Origin of the sequence: Rhizobium sp. AAP43 (assembly GCF_001296045.1) — a bacterium.
In the GTDB taxonomy this organism is placed as follows: Bacteria; Pseudomonadota; Alphaproteobacteria; order Rhizobiales; family Rhizobiaceae; genus Allorhizobium.
This window is the reverse complement of record NZ_LJHS01000002.1, coordinates 1-18,334: the sequence shown is the minus strand read 5'-3', so window position 1 is coordinate 18,334 and position 18,334 is coordinate 1. Positions and strand designations below refer to the sequence as shown.

General features: G+C 62.7%; 12 protein-coding genes. 8 read left to right on the top strand and 4 right to left on the bottom strand.

What is annotated here, in order from left to right; all coding sequences use genetic code 11:
- Positions 1–71: 71 nt before the first annotated feature.
- The 4 genes from IP76_RS00170 to pdeM all read left to right on the top strand — a co-directional run bounded on the left by IP76_RS00170 (position 72) and on the right by pdeM (position 4,888).
- Positions 72–710, top strand: coding sequence for a YitT family protein (locus IP76_RS00170; RefSeq protein WP_054156160.1), 639 nt, complete (start codon positions 72–74; stop codon positions 708–710).
- Positions 711–717: 7 nt separating this feature from the next.
- On the top strand, positions 718–1,545 hold the full coding sequence (locus IP76_RS00165; RefSeq protein WP_156318428.1) for a CPBP family intramembrane glutamic endopeptidase: 828 nt from the start codon (positions 718–720) through the stop codon (positions 1,543–1,545).
- A 52-nt stretch (positions 1,546–1,597) separates the two neighbouring features.
- On the top strand, positions 1,598–4,117 hold the full coding sequence (locus IP76_RS00160; protein WP_054156414.1) for a ligase-associated DNA damage response DEXH box helicase: 2,520 nt from the start codon (positions 1,598–1,600) through the stop codon (positions 4,115–4,117).
- A 93-nt stretch (positions 4,118–4,210) separates the two neighbouring features.
- Positions 4,211–4,888, top strand: coding sequence for a ligase-associated DNA damage response endonuclease PdeM (pdeM, locus tag IP76_RS00155; RefSeq protein ID WP_054156413.1), 678 nt, complete (start codon positions 4,211–4,213; stop codon positions 4,886–4,888).
- 11 nt (positions 4,889–4,899) lie between these two features.
- Here the strand turns inward: pdeM and IP76_RS00150 are convergent, their stop codons facing one another.
- A complete protein-coding gene (locus tag IP76_RS00150; RefSeq protein ID WP_054156158.1) occupies positions 4,900–5,457 on the bottom strand; it encodes a dihydrofolate reductase family protein in 558 nt (185 codons plus the stop codon).
- 88 nt (positions 5,458–5,545) lie between these two features.
- Here IP76_RS00150 and IP76_RS00145 point away from each other — a divergent pair, with 88 nt between their 5' ends.
- Entirely contained in the window at positions 5,546–6,046 is a 501-nt protein-coding gene (locus IP76_RS00145) for a helix-turn-helix domain-containing protein (protein ID WP_054156157.1), read from the top strand.
- Between the two features lie 9 nt (positions 6,047–6,055).
- On the opposite strand, the gene IP76_RS00140 is transcribed toward IP76_RS00145, so the two are convergent.
- The 3 genes from IP76_RS00140 to IP76_RS00130 all read right to left on the bottom strand — a co-directional run bounded on the left by IP76_RS00140 (position 6,056) and on the right by IP76_RS00130 (position 11,932).
- Positions 6,056–6,862, bottom strand: a complete 807-nt coding sequence (locus IP76_RS00140) for a TIGR02186 family protein (protein WP_054156156.1) — start codon at positions 6,860–6,862, stop codon at positions 6,056–6,058.
- A gap of 1 nt (position 6,863) precedes the next feature.
- A complete protein-coding gene (locus IP76_RS00135) occupies positions 6,864–7,781 on the bottom strand; it encodes a sulfite exporter TauE/SafE family protein (protein WP_054156412.1) in 918 nt (305 codons plus the stop codon).
- Positions 7,782–7,987: 206 nt separating this feature from the next.
- On the bottom strand, positions 7,988–11,932 hold the full coding sequence (locus tag IP76_RS00130) for a peptidoglycan-binding protein (protein ID WP_054156155.1): 3,945 nt from the start codon (positions 11,930–11,932) through the stop codon (positions 7,988–7,990).
- 398 nt (positions 11,933–12,330) lie between these two features.
- Here IP76_RS00130 and IP76_RS00125 point away from each other — a divergent pair, with 398 nt between their 5' ends.
- From IP76_RS00125 to IP76_RS00115, 3 genes are all read left to right on the top strand, one after another.
- Positions 12,331–14,124, top strand: coding sequence for an acyl-CoA dehydrogenase C-terminal domain-containing protein (locus tag IP76_RS00125; RefSeq protein ID WP_054156154.1), 1,794 nt, complete (start codon positions 12,331–12,333; stop codon positions 14,122–14,124).
- 185 nt (positions 14,125–14,309) lie between these two features.
- Positions 14,310–15,518 (top strand): acetyl-CoA C-acetyltransferase, encoded by a 1,209-nt coding sequence (locus tag IP76_RS00120; protein WP_054156153.1) that lies wholly within the window; start codon positions 14,310–14,312, stop codon positions 15,516–15,518.
- 174 nt (positions 15,519–15,692) lie between these two features.
- A complete protein-coding gene (locus IP76_RS00115; protein ID WP_054156152.1) occupies positions 15,693–17,906 on the top strand; it encodes a 3-hydroxyacyl-CoA dehydrogenase NAD-binding domain-containing protein in 2,214 nt (737 codons plus the stop codon).
- The last annotated feature ends 428 nt before the right edge of the window (positions 17,907–18,334 follow it).

Here is an 18,334-nt window from a genome sequence, read left to right as displayed (position 1 = left end):
GACCTATAGCCCTTGTTTTCAGGGCTTTCTGCGGTACCATTGGTCTCTGAAACGCATTCTGGAGACATGTCATGGCGCAATTGACGAGCATGCTGGGAATCTGGAATTCAAACCCCGCCCGCCACACCCCGGCCGAAGATTTTCAAGGCCTGCTGGCCGGCAGCCTCATCGCAGCCCTCGGCCTCTATTTCCTTGCCCAGGTTGGTCTTTTGACCGGCGGCATGGCAGGCCTCGCTTTCGTGTTGCACTACTGGAGCGGCTGGAGCTTCGGTCTCCTGTTCTTCGTCCTCAACCTGCCGTTCTACATCCTGTCGCTGCGCCGCGTCGGGCTCGACTTCACCATCAAGACCTTCATCGCCGTCGGCTTGACCTCCTTTATCGTCGAGATCGAAAGCCGCTTTCTGGTGATTTCCAGCATCGCGCCGGTCTGGGCGGCTGTGCTCGGCGGCTTGCTGCTCGGCTTCGGTCTGCTCGCCCTTTACCGCCACCGCGCCAGCCTCGGCGGCCTCGGCATCCTCGCCGTCTATATCCAGGACCGCTTCGGCATCCGCGCCGGCCTCGTCCAGCTCGCCTTCGACCTCTGCGTGATGATGCTTGCTTTCGCCGTCGTCAGCCCCATGGTCGTTGCCTATTCGATCATCGGCGCCGTGGTGCTGAACCTGTTCCTTGCCATCAACCATAGGTCGGATCGGTACATCGCGCTGAGGTGAGGCGATCTTGACAGTCAGATCCGCAGGGAAAGCTGCAACTATCGTGCGTCGTCTCGCCACGTTCTACGGTGTGACGCTTGCCTTTTCCTGGTCTTGGTGGAGTTGGATGTTTGTGATGGGACAGATGGTCGAGCCGGGATCGGCTGCGTCGCATCTTCCAGGACTGGCAGGGCCTATGGTGGGCGCACTCGTCTCCACCGCCTTGTTCGACGGTAGGGCCGGGCTGTCCGAGCTTGCGCAGAGATGTCTGCGTTTTCCGCCCCGCCGCTTGCTTGCCATCTCGTTTGTCCTTTTGCCGCTCTTGCTGCTCGCCGCTGTTATCCTGATCAGTCGCGCCCAAGGCTTGGATTGGCCTCCCGCGAATGCGTTTTTCGAATATCCGGGCGTGCCATCAAGCACGGGTTGGTTCGCGTCGATCATCCTCGTCCTTGTGCTCAATGGCTTCGGAGAGGAAGTTGGCTGGCGAGGTTACGCCTTCGATCAATTGGTCGGGAACCATTCCGCGCTGACTTCAACCCTCTGGGTTTCTTTGCTTTGGCTCGTGTGGCATCTGCCATTGTTCTTCGTGCATCGCAACATGGGCGAGATGATTGGCCCCGCCCTGCTGGGTTGGGGAATAGGCCTTCTCCTCGGTGCATTCGTTCTGTCCTGGCTCTATCTGACGTTTCAGCGATCCATCCTCGTTTGCGCACTTTGGCATACGGCCTACAATTTCGCCGTGGCGACCCCGGCTGGTGGCCATCTTGCGCCAGCGCTCATCTCGACAGTGGTTATGTTCGCGGGCCTGTGGGCTGCAGGGACCATGCGCGCCGGGACGATGTCGCGACCGCATTAGAGTGTCACCCGCTCCCTCTTCTCTTTCCGCCGCCGTCCTCTACGTTGTGCCCGTGAGCACCGTTGATTCCGCCATCAGCCTTCTACCTGCCCCCTTCCTTCGCTGGTTCGGCGAAAAGGGCTGGCATCCGCGTGACCACCAGCTCGAACTTCTGGTGCGGGCCCGCAGCGGCGAGGATGGTGGAGAAAGCCTGCTGCTGATCGCGCCTACGGGCGCCGGCAAGACGCTTGCCGGCTTCCTGCCGTCATTGACCGAGCTCACCGAGCGCGGGCGCAAGAAGCCGGGGGAAGCCTTTACAGGCATTCACACGCTCTATATCTCGCCCTTGAAGGCCCTTGCCGTCGATATCGAGCGCAACCTGATGAAGCCGGTTGGCGAAATGGGGCTGCCGATCACCATCGAGAACCGCACAGGCGATACGCCGTCTTCCAAGCGTCAGCGCCAGAAGACGAACCCGCCGGATATCCTGCTCACCACGCCCGAGCAGGTGGCGCTTCTGCTCTCGCATTCGGACGCAGCCCGCTTCTTCAAGGATCTGCGCTACGTCATCTTTGACGAGCTGCATTCGCTGGTCACCTCCAAGCGCGGCCATCTCCTCTCACTGGCCTTGGCCCGGCTTCGCAAGCTGGCGCCGGGTGTGCAGACGATCGGCCTCTCGGCGACGGTCGCCGAACCCATAGACCTGCGTCGCTGGCTCGTCGCCCAGCCTGAGGCGGGCGAGGCCGCAGCCGGTCTCATCACTGTCGACGGCGGTGCCCGACCGCATATCACCATTCTTCAAACCGAAGATCGTATCCCCTGGTCCGGCCACAAGGCGCATTACGCTATCCCTGAGGTCTACAAGGTCCTCAAAGACTTCAAGACCACGCTGCTCTTCGTCAACACCCGCTCCCAGGCCGAGATGCTCTTTCAGGAGCTTTGGACGGTCAATGACGACAATCTGCCGATCGCCCTCCATCACGGCTCGCTTGATGTCTCGCAGCGCCGCAAGGTGGAAGCCGCCATGGCCGAAAACCGGCTGCGCGCCGTGGTCGCCACTTCGACGCTCGATCTCGGCATCGACTGGGGTGATGTCGATCTTGTTGTGCATGTCGGTGCGCCCAAGGGCGCGTCCCGGCTTGCCCAGCGCATTGGCCGCGCCAATCACCGCATGGATGAGCCCTCGCGCGCCATCCTCGTCCCGGCCAACCGCTTCGAAGTCATGGAATGTCAGGCGGCGCTGGATGCCAACTATATCGGCGCCCAGGACACGCCGCCGGTGGGGGAGGGCTCGCTCGATGTCCTCGCCCAGCATGTGCTCGGCATGGCCTGCGCCGAAGCCTTCGATGAAGACCAGCTCTTCGCCGAAGTCACCACCGCGCTGCCCTATGCGGCGCTCCCGCGCGATACCTTTGCCCGCATCGTCGATTTCGTCGCGACTGGCGGCTATGCGCTCCGAACCTATGAGCGCTATGCCCGCATCCGAAAAACGAAGGAGGGGCTGTGGCGAGTGTCCAATCCGCAGGTCGTGCAGCAATACCGCCTCAACCTCGGCACCATCGTCGAAATGCCCATGCTCAATGTTCGTCTGGTCAAGCGCAACCAGCTCGGCTCCATTGGCCGGGGCGGCATGACGCTGGGCAAGGTCGAGGAGTATTTCTTCGAGCAACTGACCCAGGGCGATACCTTCCTCTTTGCCGGCAAGGTGCTGCGCTTCGAAGGCATTCGCGACAATGAATGCCTTGTCTCCAATGCCTTTTCGATGGACCCGAAGATCCCCGCCTATGCCGGCGGCAAATTCCCGCTTTCCACCTATCTCGCCGATCAGGTGCGCGCCATGCTGGATGATCCCGCCCGCCGGGCCGCACTGCCGGAGCAGGTCCGCGATTGGCTGTCCCTGCAGCAGGAAAAATCCATCCTGCCGAAGCGCGGCGATCTGCTGATCGAGACCTTCCCGCGTGGCGAGCGCTTCTACATGGTGATCTATGCCTTTGAGGGCAGGCTTGCCCATCAGACGCTTGGCATGCTGCTCACCCGCCGGTTGGAACGCATGCGCGCCAAACCGCTCGGCTTCGTCGCGACCGATTATGCGCTCGCCGTCTGGGGACTTGAGGATATGGGATCGCTGATCGCGCGTGGCGCCTTCAGCCTCTCAGACCTCTTCGATCAGGACATGCTGGGCGACGATCTCGAAACCTGGCTCGACGAGAGCTTCATGTTGAAGCGCACTTTCCGCAATTGTGCTGTTATCGCCGGCCTGATCGAGCAGCGTCATCCCGGCAAGGAAAAGTCCGGCCGGCAGGTCACGGTGTCCTCCGATCTGATCTATGATGTGTTGCGCAGTCATGAGCCGGACCACATCCTACTACAGGCGACACGGCAGGATGCGGCTTCCGGGCTTTTGGATATCGGCCGGCTTGCCGATATGCTGGCGCGAATCAAGGGGCACATCCTCCACAAGCGCCTGAGCCAGATCTCGCCGCTCGCCGTTCCGGTCATGCTGGAAATCGGCAAGGAGCCGGTCTCAGGCGAAGCCCAGGAGCACGTTCTCTCCATGGCGGCAGAGGATTTGATTGCCGAAGCGATGGCGTGAGGACGGCGAACCGGCTATGAAGCGCCGGCACCGCAGGATCGGGACATGACGAGTTTGACGCCAAGGCGTATCGCGCCAAATGATGGGCTGGAGATGTCGGCCGAGATCGTGCTCTCGGGCGTGGCGGCCGTCTGCGATTTGTCGGGTGCCCTGTATCTGCCCGATCACGACACCCTCGTCGTCTCCGACCTGCATCTGGAAAAGGGTGCTGCCTTCGCCCGGCGCGGCCAGTTGCTGCCGCCCTATGATACGCAGGCAACGTTGAAGCTCCTCGAAGCCGTCGTCACCCGCTACCAGCCAAAGACCGTGATCAGCCTCGGCGACAATTTCCATGATCGCGTTGGGTCTGCGCTGATGCCCTTGCCCTTCCGCGAAATGATCTCGGCAATCGCCCGCGGTCGCGATATCGTCTGGATCAACGGCAATCACGATCCGGACGGCACAATTAATCTGCCCGGAAACTCCGTCGACGAATACCGGCTGGCGGGCCTTACCTTCCGTCACGAACCGTCGCTCGCCCATGGCCGCGGCGAGGTCGCCGGCCACCTGCATCCGGCCGCCACTGTTCGTCGGCGGGAAAAATCCGTCCGCCGCCCATGTTTTGCGACCGATGGCAGCCGCATGATCATGCCCTCCTTTGGCGTGACCACCGGCGGGCTTGACCTGCGCCACAAGGCCTTTACCGGCCTCTTTGCCCGCGCCGATCTGATCGCCCATCTGCTCGGTCGGGATCGCATCTATTCGGTGCGCTACGGCAATCTGATGGGCTGACGTGCCCGCGCTCAGCCGGCATTCACCGCATAGCGCAGAATGGTGGCGCCGGTTTCGACCGGCTGTGCCTCGATCAGGGTGAGCCGCTGCGCGTGGTCCGATGGCTTGAACAGCGGGGTCCCCTTGCCAAGCAGGATCGGCACCACGCAGACGCGCAGTTCATCGACCAACCCTGCCTCCAGAAGAGCATGTTGAAACTCCGCGCTACCGAAGATGAAGATGGTTTTGCCGGGCTCCGTCTTCATAGCCGCAAGCTCGGCGACGGCATCCCTTAGCACCCGTGTATTGTTCCACTGGGCATCTGTCAGGCTTCGGCTCGCGACACCCTTGGCCTTGGCATTCATATAGGTCTTGATCTCAAGTTCTTCGGTTGCCTCCGGCCAATAGGCAGCCATGCCTTCATAAGTCCTTCGGCCAAAGACGATGAAATCCGTTTCCTCCCCGAGCGACAGCGCATAGCGGCGCAGATCGTCACCCCATGCCACGTGGTGAAACGCGAGATCCCAAGGGGTTTCACCCTCAAAATACCCGTCCAGAGACATCAGGTTCCATCCCACCAGTTTGCGCATACTCGCCTCCTCTCATCTGGTTGCATCTTGCAATCGGTTGATTGCTACATCAACTGATGGCAAACCGCAATCGGTTTGGAGATGGGATATGACCTCGCAACGTTCGGGCTGCCCGATCAATCTGACACTGGAAGTTCTGGGCGACCGCTGGAGCCTGATCGTCATTCGCGACGTGATGTTCGGCAATCGTCGGCATTTCCGCGAGCTGTTGCAGCAGTCGGAAGAAGGGATCGCCTCCAACATCCTCGCGGACCGGTTAAAGCGGCTGGTGGCCAACGGGCTGCTCTCGCGGGTGGATGATCCCGCCCACAAACAGAAGGGTATCTACAGCCTCACGGAACCGGCGATCGAACTTGTACCTCTGCTTGCCATGATGGGCGCATGGGGACGCCGGCATCTGCCGGTCAGCGAGGATCTCGCCATACGCGCTGAGATATTGGAAAAAGGCGGCCCCCCACTTTGGGAGGAATTCATGGCCGAACTGCGCGTGGCACATACCGGTGCGCCGCGAAATCCGGAGGCCCGTGATGTCCTGGCCGAGTTGACGCAGGCCTATCTCGCGGTGAAGGCCCGCATGGCCGCAGGCTAACGGCGCCGCTCAGTCCTTGCGGAAAATCAGGCTCGCAATCCAGCCGGTGAGAAGGGCGAGCACAACGGCGAACACGCCGTAGAGGAACGGCCGCTCGTGCGCGGCTTCCGTGATCGCTTCTTCAAGGCCCGTCTTGATCACGCGCAGCGGCTGTTCACGCTCGGTGATGAACTGCCCCGACTTGAACAGATAGGCCCGCACGGTATGGACCCCGTTCGGAATATTGGCCGGCAGCCTGAGCGTCGCCTTGAACAGGCTGGACGAGACAAACCGCACGCCCTCGGTATCGCGTTGGTAGAGCCCCCCGGTCTGTTTCAGCCGGCGGAACGCATCGCGGAACTCGGCCAGATTGGCCGCCGTGCTGATGAAGCCGGTCGGCGTCAGTGCCAGATGGTCTATGCCGATTCCGAGCTCGGTCAGTGTCTTTGCGGGCGCGATCTGCTCCACGGGGCGTGTGCTGGCCAGCGAATAGGAGATCGGCATCTGTTCGAAGCTCATCGAGGTCCGGTTGACCCAGATGCCGAACATCCGCTCCTTGCGGCGAACCGTCGTCCAGTCGCGTGGTCCCTCCAGCGTCACCACCACGTCATACTGGCCGATCGCCAGGAGAAGCTGGTCGACATTCGACAGGGCGCCGAAAACCGTCAGGTCCGCCCCGGCGAAATCGGAGGTGATGGCGATTTCGCTGGTCGAGGTGCCGATGTCGAGGCTCTCGCCCCCGGTCAGGGTGAGTTCCAGCGGGTTCTGCGCAAGGGCTGTCGGGCTGGTGGCGAGGGTGGAGGCGAGGATGGCAAGTGCGGCGAGGGCCTGTCTCATCTCAGCCCCCGATGGCCAGCGAATAGATGTCGTCCGGCGTCACCACCAGTTCGATCGCAAGACGCACGCCGACCGCCAGAACGAGAAGGCCGAGCAGGGCGCGCAGCTGTTCCCCGCGCAGTTTCTGGCCGACACGCACGCCGTATTGCGCTCCGATCACGCCGGCAACCATGAGCGTGAAGGCAAGCACGATATCGACGGAGTAGTTTGTCGAGGCCTGCACGATGGTCGTGTAGGCGGTGGTGAAGATGATCTGGAACAGCGACGTGCCGACAACGACATTGGTCGGAATCCGCAGGAGATAGATCATGGCCGGCACCATGATGAAACCGCCACCAACGCCCATGACCGAAGTCAGGATGCCGATCGCAAAGCCGAGCCCGAGGATCGGAATGACGCTCAGATAGATCTTCGACTTCTTGAACCGCATTTTGAACGGTAGCCGGTGCACCCAGTTGTGCTGGCCGGGACGTTTGAGCGCAACGGTTTCGTTGCGAGACGCACGCCGGAGCGCCCGCACGCTTTCGATCAGCATCAGGCCGCCGACTGTGCCGAGGAAAACCACGTAGAGCAGCGAAATGATCAGGTCGAGCTGACCCTGTCGGCGCAGCCAGGAGAAGATCCACACACCGACCGTGGCCCCCGCAAGGCCTCCGAGCAGAAGCATGGTGCCAAGCTTTATGTCGAGCGTGCCACGCCGAAAATGGGTGATCGCACCGGACACCGAGGAAGCCACGACCTGATTGGCGCCAGTGGCGACGGCCACCACTGGAGGAATGTTGTAGAAAATCAGAAGCGGGGTAATCAGGAAGCCGCCACCCACCCCGAACATGCCCGAGAGGAAGCCGACAGCCGCGCCCATGCCGAGGATGATGAACACATTGACCGACAACTCGGCGATCGGCAGATAGATCGTCACTTCGGACCCCAAATGCAATGTGCCGCGCCTTTCGGCACGGTCATGTTCCGGGCCGCGTCACGCCCGCTACAGATTGCGCTTCAAAATTGGTCCAAGCCCTTGATACGGCTTGGTCCCAGCCAGTTTCATTCATGCGCCCCGCAGGACGTGCGAGTCAACCAACACGCCACCCATAGGGCCTGATTTTGTGCCTTCTGTGACGAGCCTCACTTGTTGCGCGTCAAAAGCGCGCTGACCAGCTTGTCATCCACCTGTCCCGTAGGCGCCTGGCCAACGGAGGTCTGGAAGGCCTTGATCGCCGACACGGTTTTTTCACCCATCAGGCCATCGGGCGTGCCGGCATCGAAACCGTTCTTGTTGAGGATTGCCTGAATGTTGCGCACGGCCTTCTTCATGTCGACGCTCGACGTCTTCAGGCCCTGGCCGGACCACTCGTCCGGCATGTTGGCCGAATTGGCGTCGGGGTCGAGCGGCTTGGCCTTCCAGGCTTCGACTTCAGCCTTGGCACGGGCCAGCTGGTCGGGCTGCATCGCGCCCGCCACTTCGTCACGCTTCTGGGCGGCATCTGTATCGCCGCCCTTGGCCGCAATCGAGAACCATTTGTAGGAACCGGCCAGATCCTGCGACGCGCCGTTGCCGCGCGCGAGCAGAATGGCCAGATTGAACTGGCTGTCGGAAACGCCGTGCTCGGCTGCCGAAGTGAACCATTCCAGAGCCTTGGCATAGTCCTGCGTGCCATCACGACCCGAGGCGTACATGACCGCGAGGTTATGCATGGCGCTGGCATTGCCGGATGCGGCGGCAAGTTCGTAGTAGCGCTTCGCCTCGGCTGGATCTGGAGCCACGCCCGTGCCCTTTTCGAGGAAGTTTGCCAGGCGATACTGGGCGAGCGCAAAGCCGCGATCGGCAGCAAGCTTGTACCATTTCGCAGCTTCGGCAAAATCGTTCGGAACGCCACGGCCGTCCGTGTAGCGAGCGCCGATCTCGAACAGCGCGGCTGCATCGCCACGCTTGGCCGCGGTCACGAGCGAGGCCGGTGTGATTGCGGCTGGCACCTCGATCACGTCTGCCGTAGCTGCAGCCGGTGCGGCTACCGTATCGCTGGCGGCAGTCTTAGCAGGTGCTGCAACAGTCTCCTGCGGAATTGGGGCAAGCGTGCTGGCCGCGGCCAGCGGTCCAGCCGGTTCAAGGGTGTCGACTGCGGCAGGGTTTACCGTGGCAGGGCCGTCGAGCAGCGGCTGCGGATCGGCCTCTACGGCTCTCACAATCGGCGCCGTCACGCTATCCTTGGGGCTGGCGGCCGCAAGATTGGTCTCGGCCTGTCCGGCATCACCGGCGGCCGGCATGTCGATGGCGCCGCTTTCGTCACCCGTCTCGGCAGGAGCCGCCTGCGGCTCAACGACGGCGGGTTCTTCGACGAGCGCAGGCGCCGGCGTCTGCATGAAGGTGTTGACCAGCGGCATTGCCATGGCCGCGAGCAGAATGGCGCCAACGGCAATCAGGATCGGACGACGATAGCGACCGAACAGGGACGTTTTCTCGGCCCCTTTTCCGGCATCCCTCGCCTTGTCCTCGGCGCTTGCCCGGGCAGTCGTTCCGGTCTTCTGCGCGCGGTTCATCTCCATCGCAGCGGCCTGGGCGGCACGACGGGCAGCGGCAATGTAGTCGGTCCGGTCGGCATCGCGCGCGTCCGTGGGGCTCTGGCGCGACTGGGCCTGTTGGCTCGCACGCACCCGTTCCAGGATCTTGCGGACATCAGGCGCACCCGAGCCCGGCTCCAGCAATTCATTGGCGTCGTCCTGCGGCAGCACGTCGACCGGATCAATGGAGGGCGAGGGCTCGATGAAGGTCCGCGCTTCGCCCGTTGCCTTGGCCGCAGCTGGGGTCGCCTTTGGCGTCGCGGGCGGCTGGGTATCCTTCCGGCCCGGCAAAATCTTTCGGCCAAGCCCGGCCAAAAGGCTCGGCTTGGTCTCCGCCTTTTGCCGTTCGGCCTCAATGACGGGAAGTGCCGTCATCGACTGGGCAAATTCATCGGCAGCCGCGAGCAGTTCCTCGTCGATCGGATGATGCGAAACGGGCTGGACCGGCTCTGGTGCAGGTACTGCTTCCGGCACGCGGAAGCTCGGCTGGACGACAGGCTCCGGTTCCGGCTGGCGGATGGTCTGCGGCGCTGTATCTTCATCGGCAAGCCGCGTCATCGCGGAAACGGCCGGTGCGGCATAGGCTGCCGGCTGGCTCCACTGCGGCGCGGCCGGCTGTGCGGCATGGGCCGCGGTTCCGCCATCGTGATGGGCGGACTCGTGCAATTCATCGAGCCTTCCAGCGATCTGCACAAGCGTGTCGTGCAGCGCCTCGAAGGTGCGGTGGGTCCGCTCTTCCGAGTGACGCGAGTAATCTTCGAGCTGCTTCAGATGTTCGGCAAGCGCCGAAAGCGCGGTGATATCGCCGCTATTGGCGCTCCCTGAGTGTGCGTTGTACTGCGAGAAATTCGCCATCACCGTTTCGGCTGCCTGGCGGGCGGCCTCGATGATGTATTCGTCGCTGGTCGCAACATAGTCTTCCAGCGCCGCGATCCGGTCAGATACGTCCGGGTTCGACGACGGCTGGCTAATCAGGGCCGAAAGATGGGCGATCTGCTCTTCAAGCCCGCGCAGGCTGGCGCTTTCGAGGCCCGGCTGGGTCACATGGCTTTCTTCCAGCCGGTCGACCACGGCATTCAGTCGGCCTTCGAGGTCGCGCAGGGCGCTGTCGTCGATGGTTGCAGTCGCGGCCGGCATGTCCAGCTCTTCTATCCGGCGGGCCAGGATTTCCAGCCGGTCGGCAAGGCGATCATTGGCCGAGCCATGGTCAAAGGCATCGATCTTGCGCGAGATATCGGCGAGATAGCCGGTCAGTTCCGGCATGTCGGAGGGCTGGCGGTTCTGTTCCAGCATCAGCGACAGTTGGTCGATCCGTTCTTCGATCCGGGCCGCACTCTGTTCGGCCGATAGCTGCTCGATCCGCTCGGCCAGGATTTCCAGCCGATCGGCGAGCTCGCGCGAAGTGTCGGGCTCCGAAGTCGGGCGGACCGCCAGGTCTTCGATCTGCATCGCCAGCGAAACCAGCCGCTCTTCGAGCCGCTGAAAGTTGGCCGGATCGGTCGAGGTATTGGTGCGGCTGGCAGCAATCGCGCGGCTGATCTCATCCAGTCGGATGTCGAGCCCGGCAAACTGCTCCATCACGAGGCGTTCGTTCGGGTCCATCTGCGCGCTGATCTGTTCGAGCGCCGAGGCGACCGTCACCAGCTTGTCTTCCAGCATCCGGATTGCGCCGCTGTCGGCCATGCCGCCGAGCTGGGCCTTGATGCTGTCCAGCCGGTCGGCCAGGCGCAGGATCTCCTCGCGCAGCGCATCCGGATCGAATTGGTCAAGCCGAACTTCCACATCGTTCCAGCGGCGCTCCATCCGCTCGACGGAATCTTCGCGGGCAAGCCCGTCCATCAGGGAGCGAAGGGCGTTGAAGTCTTCGCGAAGACCATCCGTGCCGGGGGTCCGGGAGGCGTCCAGATGCTGGATGCCATCGGCGAGGCGGGCAATGTCTGCGCGCATCATGTCGTTCGGGCGGCTGTCTTCCGCCAGCGCCCGGATCGAGCGCATTTCTTCGCGCAGGCCCAGCACTTCGCGGGACAGGCTGTCGGCAATGTCCTTCTTCAGGTCCTGCCGGAGACCGATCAGCGCATGGGCAAAATCTGTTTCACGCTCCTGGCTGCGCATCGGCTGGCGCGGCGCATAAGCCGTTTGGGTGTCGCGGGCTGCGGGCTCCCGGAGTACGGGTGCCTGTGGCAAGGGTTCACGCTTTGCGACCGTCTGCGGCGGCAGCATATCGGTTGCACGCTGCACTACGGGCGGGCGCTCGGGCAGGCGATTGCGGCTTTCCTCAAGCGCACGCTGGCGTTCGCGGATTTCGCGCAATGGGTCGGGCCGGAACGGGCTGTCCGTACGCGGCGCTTCGTCCGGCCGGCGGAACATTTCCCGCGCGGGTTCCTCGCGGCGGCGTCCGCTTTGTTCCATCAGGTCCCCGATGCGTGCCTCGAGCCCTTCAATGGTGCGGCTCAGCGCGTCCAGCGAAGACGTGCCGCCGGGGCGCTGGGAGGGGGATCGAGATCCGTTCATGTTCTGCTCGCTTCGATGGTGTCGGCCGGAGCCGATGCCGCGGATGGGGTCGCTGGTGCTTCGGAATTTCGACCTCCGCGTCACGCCCAGAAAGGGATGTGTTGCGGCACGGTCGGAATCGATTGCGGATCACCGGCTTTCACGTCAACTTTTCGGGAAACATGGTAAAGAAGCAGTTAAGACATGGGTAAAATTCTCTTTTTGGCTTCAGGACGATGCGCCTCCGCGTGACCTTCCGGTTCCAGCCAGCCTGTGCCAGTTTCATCGTCGGAGGGGCGAGGGCTGGCGCGGCAAAAAAACATCAGAGAGAACTTTGACGTTTACGCGCACGTCAATTATTTGTATAAGCACACCCAGTCCGATCCGGTCGGAATTTTGTCTTTGGAGGAAGATGCCCGATGCCCGTCTACAAGGCCCCCGTGAACGACACGCTTTTCATTCTCAACGACGTCCTTGGCCTGGAGCGCTACAACAATCTGCCCGGCTTTGAGGACGCGACCCCGGATATGGTCGAGGCGATTGTCGGTGAGGCGGCAAAGCTTGCGGAAGAGCAGCTTTTCCCGCTCAACCTTTCCGGCGACCAGGAAGGCTGCGTCCGCGCCGATGACGCTTCGGTCAAGACGCCGAAGGGCTTCAAGCAGGCCTATGACGCCTACTGTCAGGGTGGCTGGCTCGGCCTGTCCATCCCGGCCGAATACGGCGGCCAGGGCCTGCCCTACACGCTGCATTCCGCCGTTGGTGAATACATGTCATCCGCCAATATGGCGCTGATGATGTATCCGGGCCTGACCCAGGGCGCGATCGCCGCGATCCTGGTGCATGGCTCTGACGAGCAGAAGCAGAAATACCTGCCGAAGATGGTCGAAGGCGTCTGGACCGGCACGATGAACCTCACCGAGCCGCACTGCGGCACCGACCTCGGCCTGCTGCGGACCAAGGCCGTTCCGAACGGTGACGGTTCCTACAAGATTTCCGGCCAGAAGATCTTCATCTCCGCCGGCGAACACGACATGTCGGATAATATCATCCATCTCGTGCTCGCCCGTATCGAAGGCGCACCGGAGGGCACCAAGGGTATCTCGCTGTTCATCGTGCCGAAGTTCATGGTCGGCGACGACGGTTCGGTCGGCAGCCGCAACACGGTCACCTGCGGTGCCATCGAGCACAAGATGGGCATCCACGGCAACGCGACCTGCGTGATGAACTATGACGAGGCGACCGGTTACCTGATCGGCGCCGAGAACAAGGGCCTGGCGGCCATGTTCGTCATGATGAACGAGGCCCGCCTGGGCGTTGGCCTGCAGGGTCTGTCGATCTCCGAAATCGCCTATCAGAACGCCGCAAACTATGCCCGCGAACGCATCCAGGGCCGCTCTCTGTCGGGCGTCAAGGCGCCGGAAAAGAAGGCCGATCCGATCATTGTGCACCCGGATATCCGTCGCGCTCTGCTGACGATCAAGTCCTTCAACGAAGCCGGTCGCGCCTTCACGCTCTGGACGGCGCTGAAGTCCGACATCGCCCACCGCTCTACCGATGCTGCTGAGCGTCAGGCGGCAGATGATATCCTCGGCCTGATGACGCCGATCCTGAAGGGTGTCCTGACCGACAAGGGCTTCGACCACGCCGTCATGGCGCAGCAGGTCTATGGCGGCCACGGCTATATCGAAGAATGGGGCATGTCCCAGTATGTCCGCGATGCCCGCATCGCGATGATCTACGAAGGTGCCAACGGCATCCAGGCGCTTGACCTCGTCGGCCGCAAGCTCGGCCTCAATGGCGGTCGTGCGGTCATGGCGCTTTTCAAGGAAATCGGTGATTTCTGCGAAGAAAATCGGTCGGACGAGAACCTCACCGCCTTCACCAAGAGCCTGAAGAAGGGCCTGAACGACCTGCAGGCCGCGACCATGTGGTTCATGCAGAACGCCATGGCCAAGCCCGACAATGCCGGTGCCGGCTCCACCGACTACATGCACCTCTTCGGCCTCGTCGTGCTCGGCTATATGTGGGCCAAGATGGCCAAGGCGGCGAACGACAACCTGGCGTCCGGTTCCGGCGATGCCGACTACTACAAGAACAAGCTGTTGACCGGCCGCTTCTACATGGAAAAGGTCATGCCGGAGACGGCCTTGCGCAAGGCCCGCATCGAAACCGGTGCCGACAGCCTGATGGAAATGGCCGCCGAGGCGTTTTGATCTTCCCCTTTTCCCCATCGGGGAGAAGGTGGCCCATTAGGTTAGGCGCAACGCGTTGCGCCTGGGATGAGGGGGCGCTTGCGCAATCGGCCCCCTCATCGCCTCGCATTCGCTCGGCACTTCTCCCCGCTGGGGAGAAGAGGGAAAAAATTCCGGCGCCCCTGTGCGCCCAAGGGAGAGAGACGATGACTGAAGTCTTCATTTACGACCACGTACGCACGCCCCGCGGCCGCGGCAAGAAGGACGGTTCGCTGCACGAAGTGCCGACCCCGCGTCTGGCCGCCAAGACGCTGGAAGCACTGCGCGACCGCAACGGCCTCGACACATCGACCGTCGATGACATCATCTTCGGTTGCGTCGATCCGGTCATGGAAGCCGGCGCCGTCATCCCGAAGGCCGCCGCCTTCGAGGCCGGTTATGATTTCGCCGCCCCTGGCATTCAGATCTCGCGCTTCTGCGCCTCCGGCCTTGATGCCATCAACCTTGCTGCCGGCAAGGTCGTGGCAGGCTCCGACGACATCGTCATTGCCGGTGGTGTCGAAAGCATGTCGCGCGTCGGCATGGGCATGTCGGGCGGCGCCTGGTACATGGACCCCTCGGTCAACTTCCCCGGCTATTTCATGCCGCAGGGCGTGTCCGCCGATCTGATCGCCACCAAGTATGGCTTCACCCGGGACGACGTCGACGCCTATGCCGTCGAGAGCCAGAAGCGCTCCGCCGCCTCCTGGGCTGCCGGCAACTTTGCCAAGTCCGTCATCCCCGTGAAGGATGGTAACGGCCTCGTCATCCTCGACCGCGACGAGCACATGCGTCCTGGCACCGACATGCAGTCTCTTGCCAGCCTGCAGCCCTCCTTCCAGATGCCCGGCGAAATGGGCGGCTTCGAAGCCGTGGCCATCCAGGCCCATCCGGAAATCGAGCGGATCAACTACATCCACCACGCCGGGAACTCGTCCGGTATCGTCGACGGCGCTGCCGCCGTTCTCGTCGGCTCCAGGGCCGGTGGTGACTCGATGGGCCTGAAGCCGCGTGCCCGTATCCGCGCTTTCACCAATATCGGCTCCGATCCGGCGCTCATGCTGACCGGCCCGGTTGACGTGACCGAAAAGCTCCTGAAGCGCACCGGCATGAAGATCTCCGACTTTGACCTGTTCGAACTGAACGAAGCCTTCGCCGCCGTCGTCCTGCGCTTCATGCAGCATTTCAACGTCGACCATTCCAAGATGAATGTCGCTGGCGGCGCAATCGCCATGGGTCATCCGCTGGGCGCTACTGGCGCGATGATCCTCGGCACGGTTCTCGACGAGCTGGAACGCCGCGACCTGAACACCGCGCTGGTCACGCTCTGCATCGGCGCCGGCATGGGCACGGCGACGGTAATCGAGCGCGTTTGATGGGGTCTAACCCTCCCCCGTGTGGGGAGGGTGGCCGGCAGGCGGGAGGGGCCTTTTGCACACGATCCCCTCCCCAACCCCTCCCCACAAGGGGGAGGGGCTTAACCCCGCCAGATCGCACCCAACGAGGAGCGGCGGCGACATCGGCGACATCTAGGGAAGAGGAATCCCAACATGACCTACAAGAATTTCACCATCGAGACCGACGCAGACGGCATTGCCCTCGTGACCTGGGACATGCCCGACAAGTCGATGAATGTCTTCACCGTTGAAGTCATGGACGAGATCGAAAAGATCATCGACCAGACGGTGGCCGATGACGGCGTCAAGGGCGTGGTCTTCACCTCCGGCAAGTCGACCTTCTCCGGCGGCGCTGATCTGACCATGATCAAGGGCATGTTTGAGACGATCGCAGCCGAGCGGGCCAAGGACCCGGCCGGCGCCATCCAGAAGATCTTCGAGGCCGTCGGGCGGATGACCTGGCTGTGGCGCAAGATCGAAACCAATGGCAAGCCCTGGGTCTCCGCCATCAATGGCACCTGCATGGGCGGCGCCTTCGAACTCTCGCTCGCCTGCCATGGTCGCGTCGCCTCCAATGCCAAGTCGGTCAAGATCGCGCTTCCGGAAGTCAAGGTCGGGATCTTCCCCGGCGCCGGCGGCACGCAGCGCGTGGCACGTCTCGCCAACACGCAGGATGCCCTGCAGATGATGACCACGGGCTCGAGCCTGACGGCCGCCCGTGCCAAGGCGATGAACCTCATCCACCAGGCCGTCGAGCCGGGTGAGCTGATCAACGCTGCCAAGCAGATGATCAAGGACGGTCTGAAGCCGGTCGCCCCCTGGGACGAAAAGGGCTTCAAGGTTCCCGGCGGGGGCATCTGGACACCGGCTGCTGCCCAGCTTTGGCCGGCCGCTTCCGCCATCCTGCGCCGCGAAACCGCCGGCAACTATCCGGCAGCGCTTGCCATCCTGAAAAGCGTCTACGAAGGCCTGCAGGTGCCCTTCGAGACCGGCCTCAGGATCGAGCAGCGCTACTTCACCGAAATCCTGCAGACCACCGAAGCCTTCTCGATGATCCGCTCGCTGTTCGTCTCGCTCCAGGAGCTTAACAAGGGCGCCCGCCGCCCGGCCGGCCAGCCGAAGACGGAACTCAAGAAGGTTGGCGTCGTCGGCGCCGGCTTCATGGGCGCCTCCATCGGCTATGTAACGGCCGCTGCCGGCATTCCGGTCGTGCTGATCGATCGTGACATGGAGGCTGCGGGCAAAGGCAAATCCGTCTGCGAAGGCCTCGTCGCCGGTGCCGTCGGTAAGGGCAAGATGACCAAGGATGACGGCGACAAGCTGCTCGCCCTGATCACACCGTCCGACGATTATACGCTGCTCGCCGATGCCGATCTGGTCATCGAGGCTGTCTTCGAGGATCGTGACGTCAAGAAGGCCGTGATCGAGAAGGTCGAGGCCGTGCTGCCGGAAGGCGCAATCTTCGCCTCTAATACCTCGACCCTGCCGATCACCGGCTTGGCCGAAAACTCCAAGCGCCCGGTCGATTTCATCGGCATCCACTTCTTCTCGCCCGTCGAAAAGATGATGCTGACCGAAGTCATTCTCGGCAAGGAAACCGGCGACAAGGCGCTGGCCGTGGCGCTCGATTACGTCGCCGCGATCAAGAAGACCCCGATTGTCGTCAATGACACCCGCGGCTTCTTCGTCAACCGCTGCGTCTTCCGCTACATCAACGAAGCCTATGACATGCTGGCCGAAGGCGTGCCGCCGGTCATGATCGAAAATGCCGCCAAGTTCGCCGGCATGCCGGTCGGCCCGCTGTCGCTCAACGACGAAGTCGCCGTCGATCTCAGCCAGAAGATCATGAAGGCCTCGATTGCGGATCTTGGGGCAAGCTCGGTCAAGGTCGAGCACATGTCGCTGATCAACAAGATGGTCGATGACCTCGATCGCCGCGGCCGCAAGAATGGCAAGGGTTTTTACGACTATCCGGCAAAGCCCGCCAAGAAGCATATCTGGCCGGGCCTGAAGGACCTCTATCCGCAGCAGAAACCGGATGCCGTTGACGTCAAGGTTCTGCAGCAGCGCTTCCTGGCCACCATCGCGCTCGAAGCGGCCCGCACTGTCGAGGAAGGCATCGTCACCGATCCCCGCGAAGCCGATATCGGCTCCATCCTCGGCTTCGGCTTCGCGCCTTACACCGGTGGTGCGCTGTCTTACATCGACGGCATGGGCGTGAAGACCTTTGTGGAACTCTGCGAAACATTGGCCGCATCCTATGGCGACCACTTCCAGCCGACACCGCTCCTGAAGGACCTCGCCGCCAAGGGCGAAACCTTCTATGGTCGGTTCGACCCCTATGGTGCTGCTGCCAAGGCGGCTTGAGAAACAGGGTTGGGGCGCTTGGCGCCCCTTCTCGCATGCTTGCGGCCAAGTGGCGCTTTGCAAGAGTTGGGCCTCTTGCAACAGAACCGTCTCCCCCGCTGCCGGCCTTGGCAGATCCTCGGGACAAGCCCGAGGAAGACGGCGGGTATCGCCGTGGCTCCTCTCCCCACTGTGGGAGAGGGAGGGCTGAGTGCGCTCGGCCCTCATGCTGAGGCGCACGCGCAGAGCGCGGGCCTCGAAGCATCCCATCAACCTGGCTGGGCTGGCCTCGTGCTTCTGATGTCGCATTCGCTCCCGCCTCAGCATGAGGGGTGGCGGGGTGGCCTCGTCCTTCGAGGGTCGCATTCGCTCCCACCTCAGGATGAGGGGGAAGCGGTGGTGTTCAATCTGTCAAAAAACCAAGCTTCGCCGCCGGTCGGGATCGCTCC

Bases quoted from the DNA above. Each gene is read 5' to 3' on its own strand.
- IP76_RS00140 (WP_054156156.1), bottom strand. From the start codon at position 6,862: ATGAGACAGGCCCTCGCCGCACTTGCCATCCTCGCCTCCACCCTCGCC.
- IP76_RS00125 (WP_054156154.1), top strand. From the start codon at position 12,331: ATGCCCGTCTACAAGGCCCCCGTGAACGACACGCTTTTCATTCTCAAC.
- pdeM (WP_054156413.1), top strand. From the start codon at position 4,211: ATGTCGGCCGAGATCGTGCTCTCGGGCGTGGCGGCCGTCTGCGATTTG.
- IP76_RS00150 (WP_054156158.1), bottom strand. From the start codon at position 5,457: ATGCGCAAACTGGTGGGATGGAACCTGATGTCTCTGGACGGGTATTTT.
- IP76_RS00170 (WP_054156160.1), top strand. From the start codon at position 72: ATGGCGCAATTGACGAGCATGCTGGGAATCTGGAATTCAAACCCCGCC.
- IP76_RS00130 (WP_054156155.1), bottom strand. From the start codon at position 11,932: ATGAACGGATCTCGATCCCCCTCCCAGCGCCCCGGCGGCACGTCTTCG.
- IP76_RS00115 (WP_054156152.1), top strand. From the start codon at position 15,693: ATGACCTACAAGAATTTCACCATCGAGACCGACGCAGACGGCATTGCC.
- IP76_RS00120 (WP_054156153.1), top strand. From the start codon at position 14,310: ATGACTGAAGTCTTCATTTACGACCACGTACGCACGCCCCGCGGCCGC.
- IP76_RS00145 (WP_054156157.1), top strand. From the start codon at position 5,546: ATGACCTCGCAACGTTCGGGCTGCCCGATCAATCTGACACTGGAAGTT.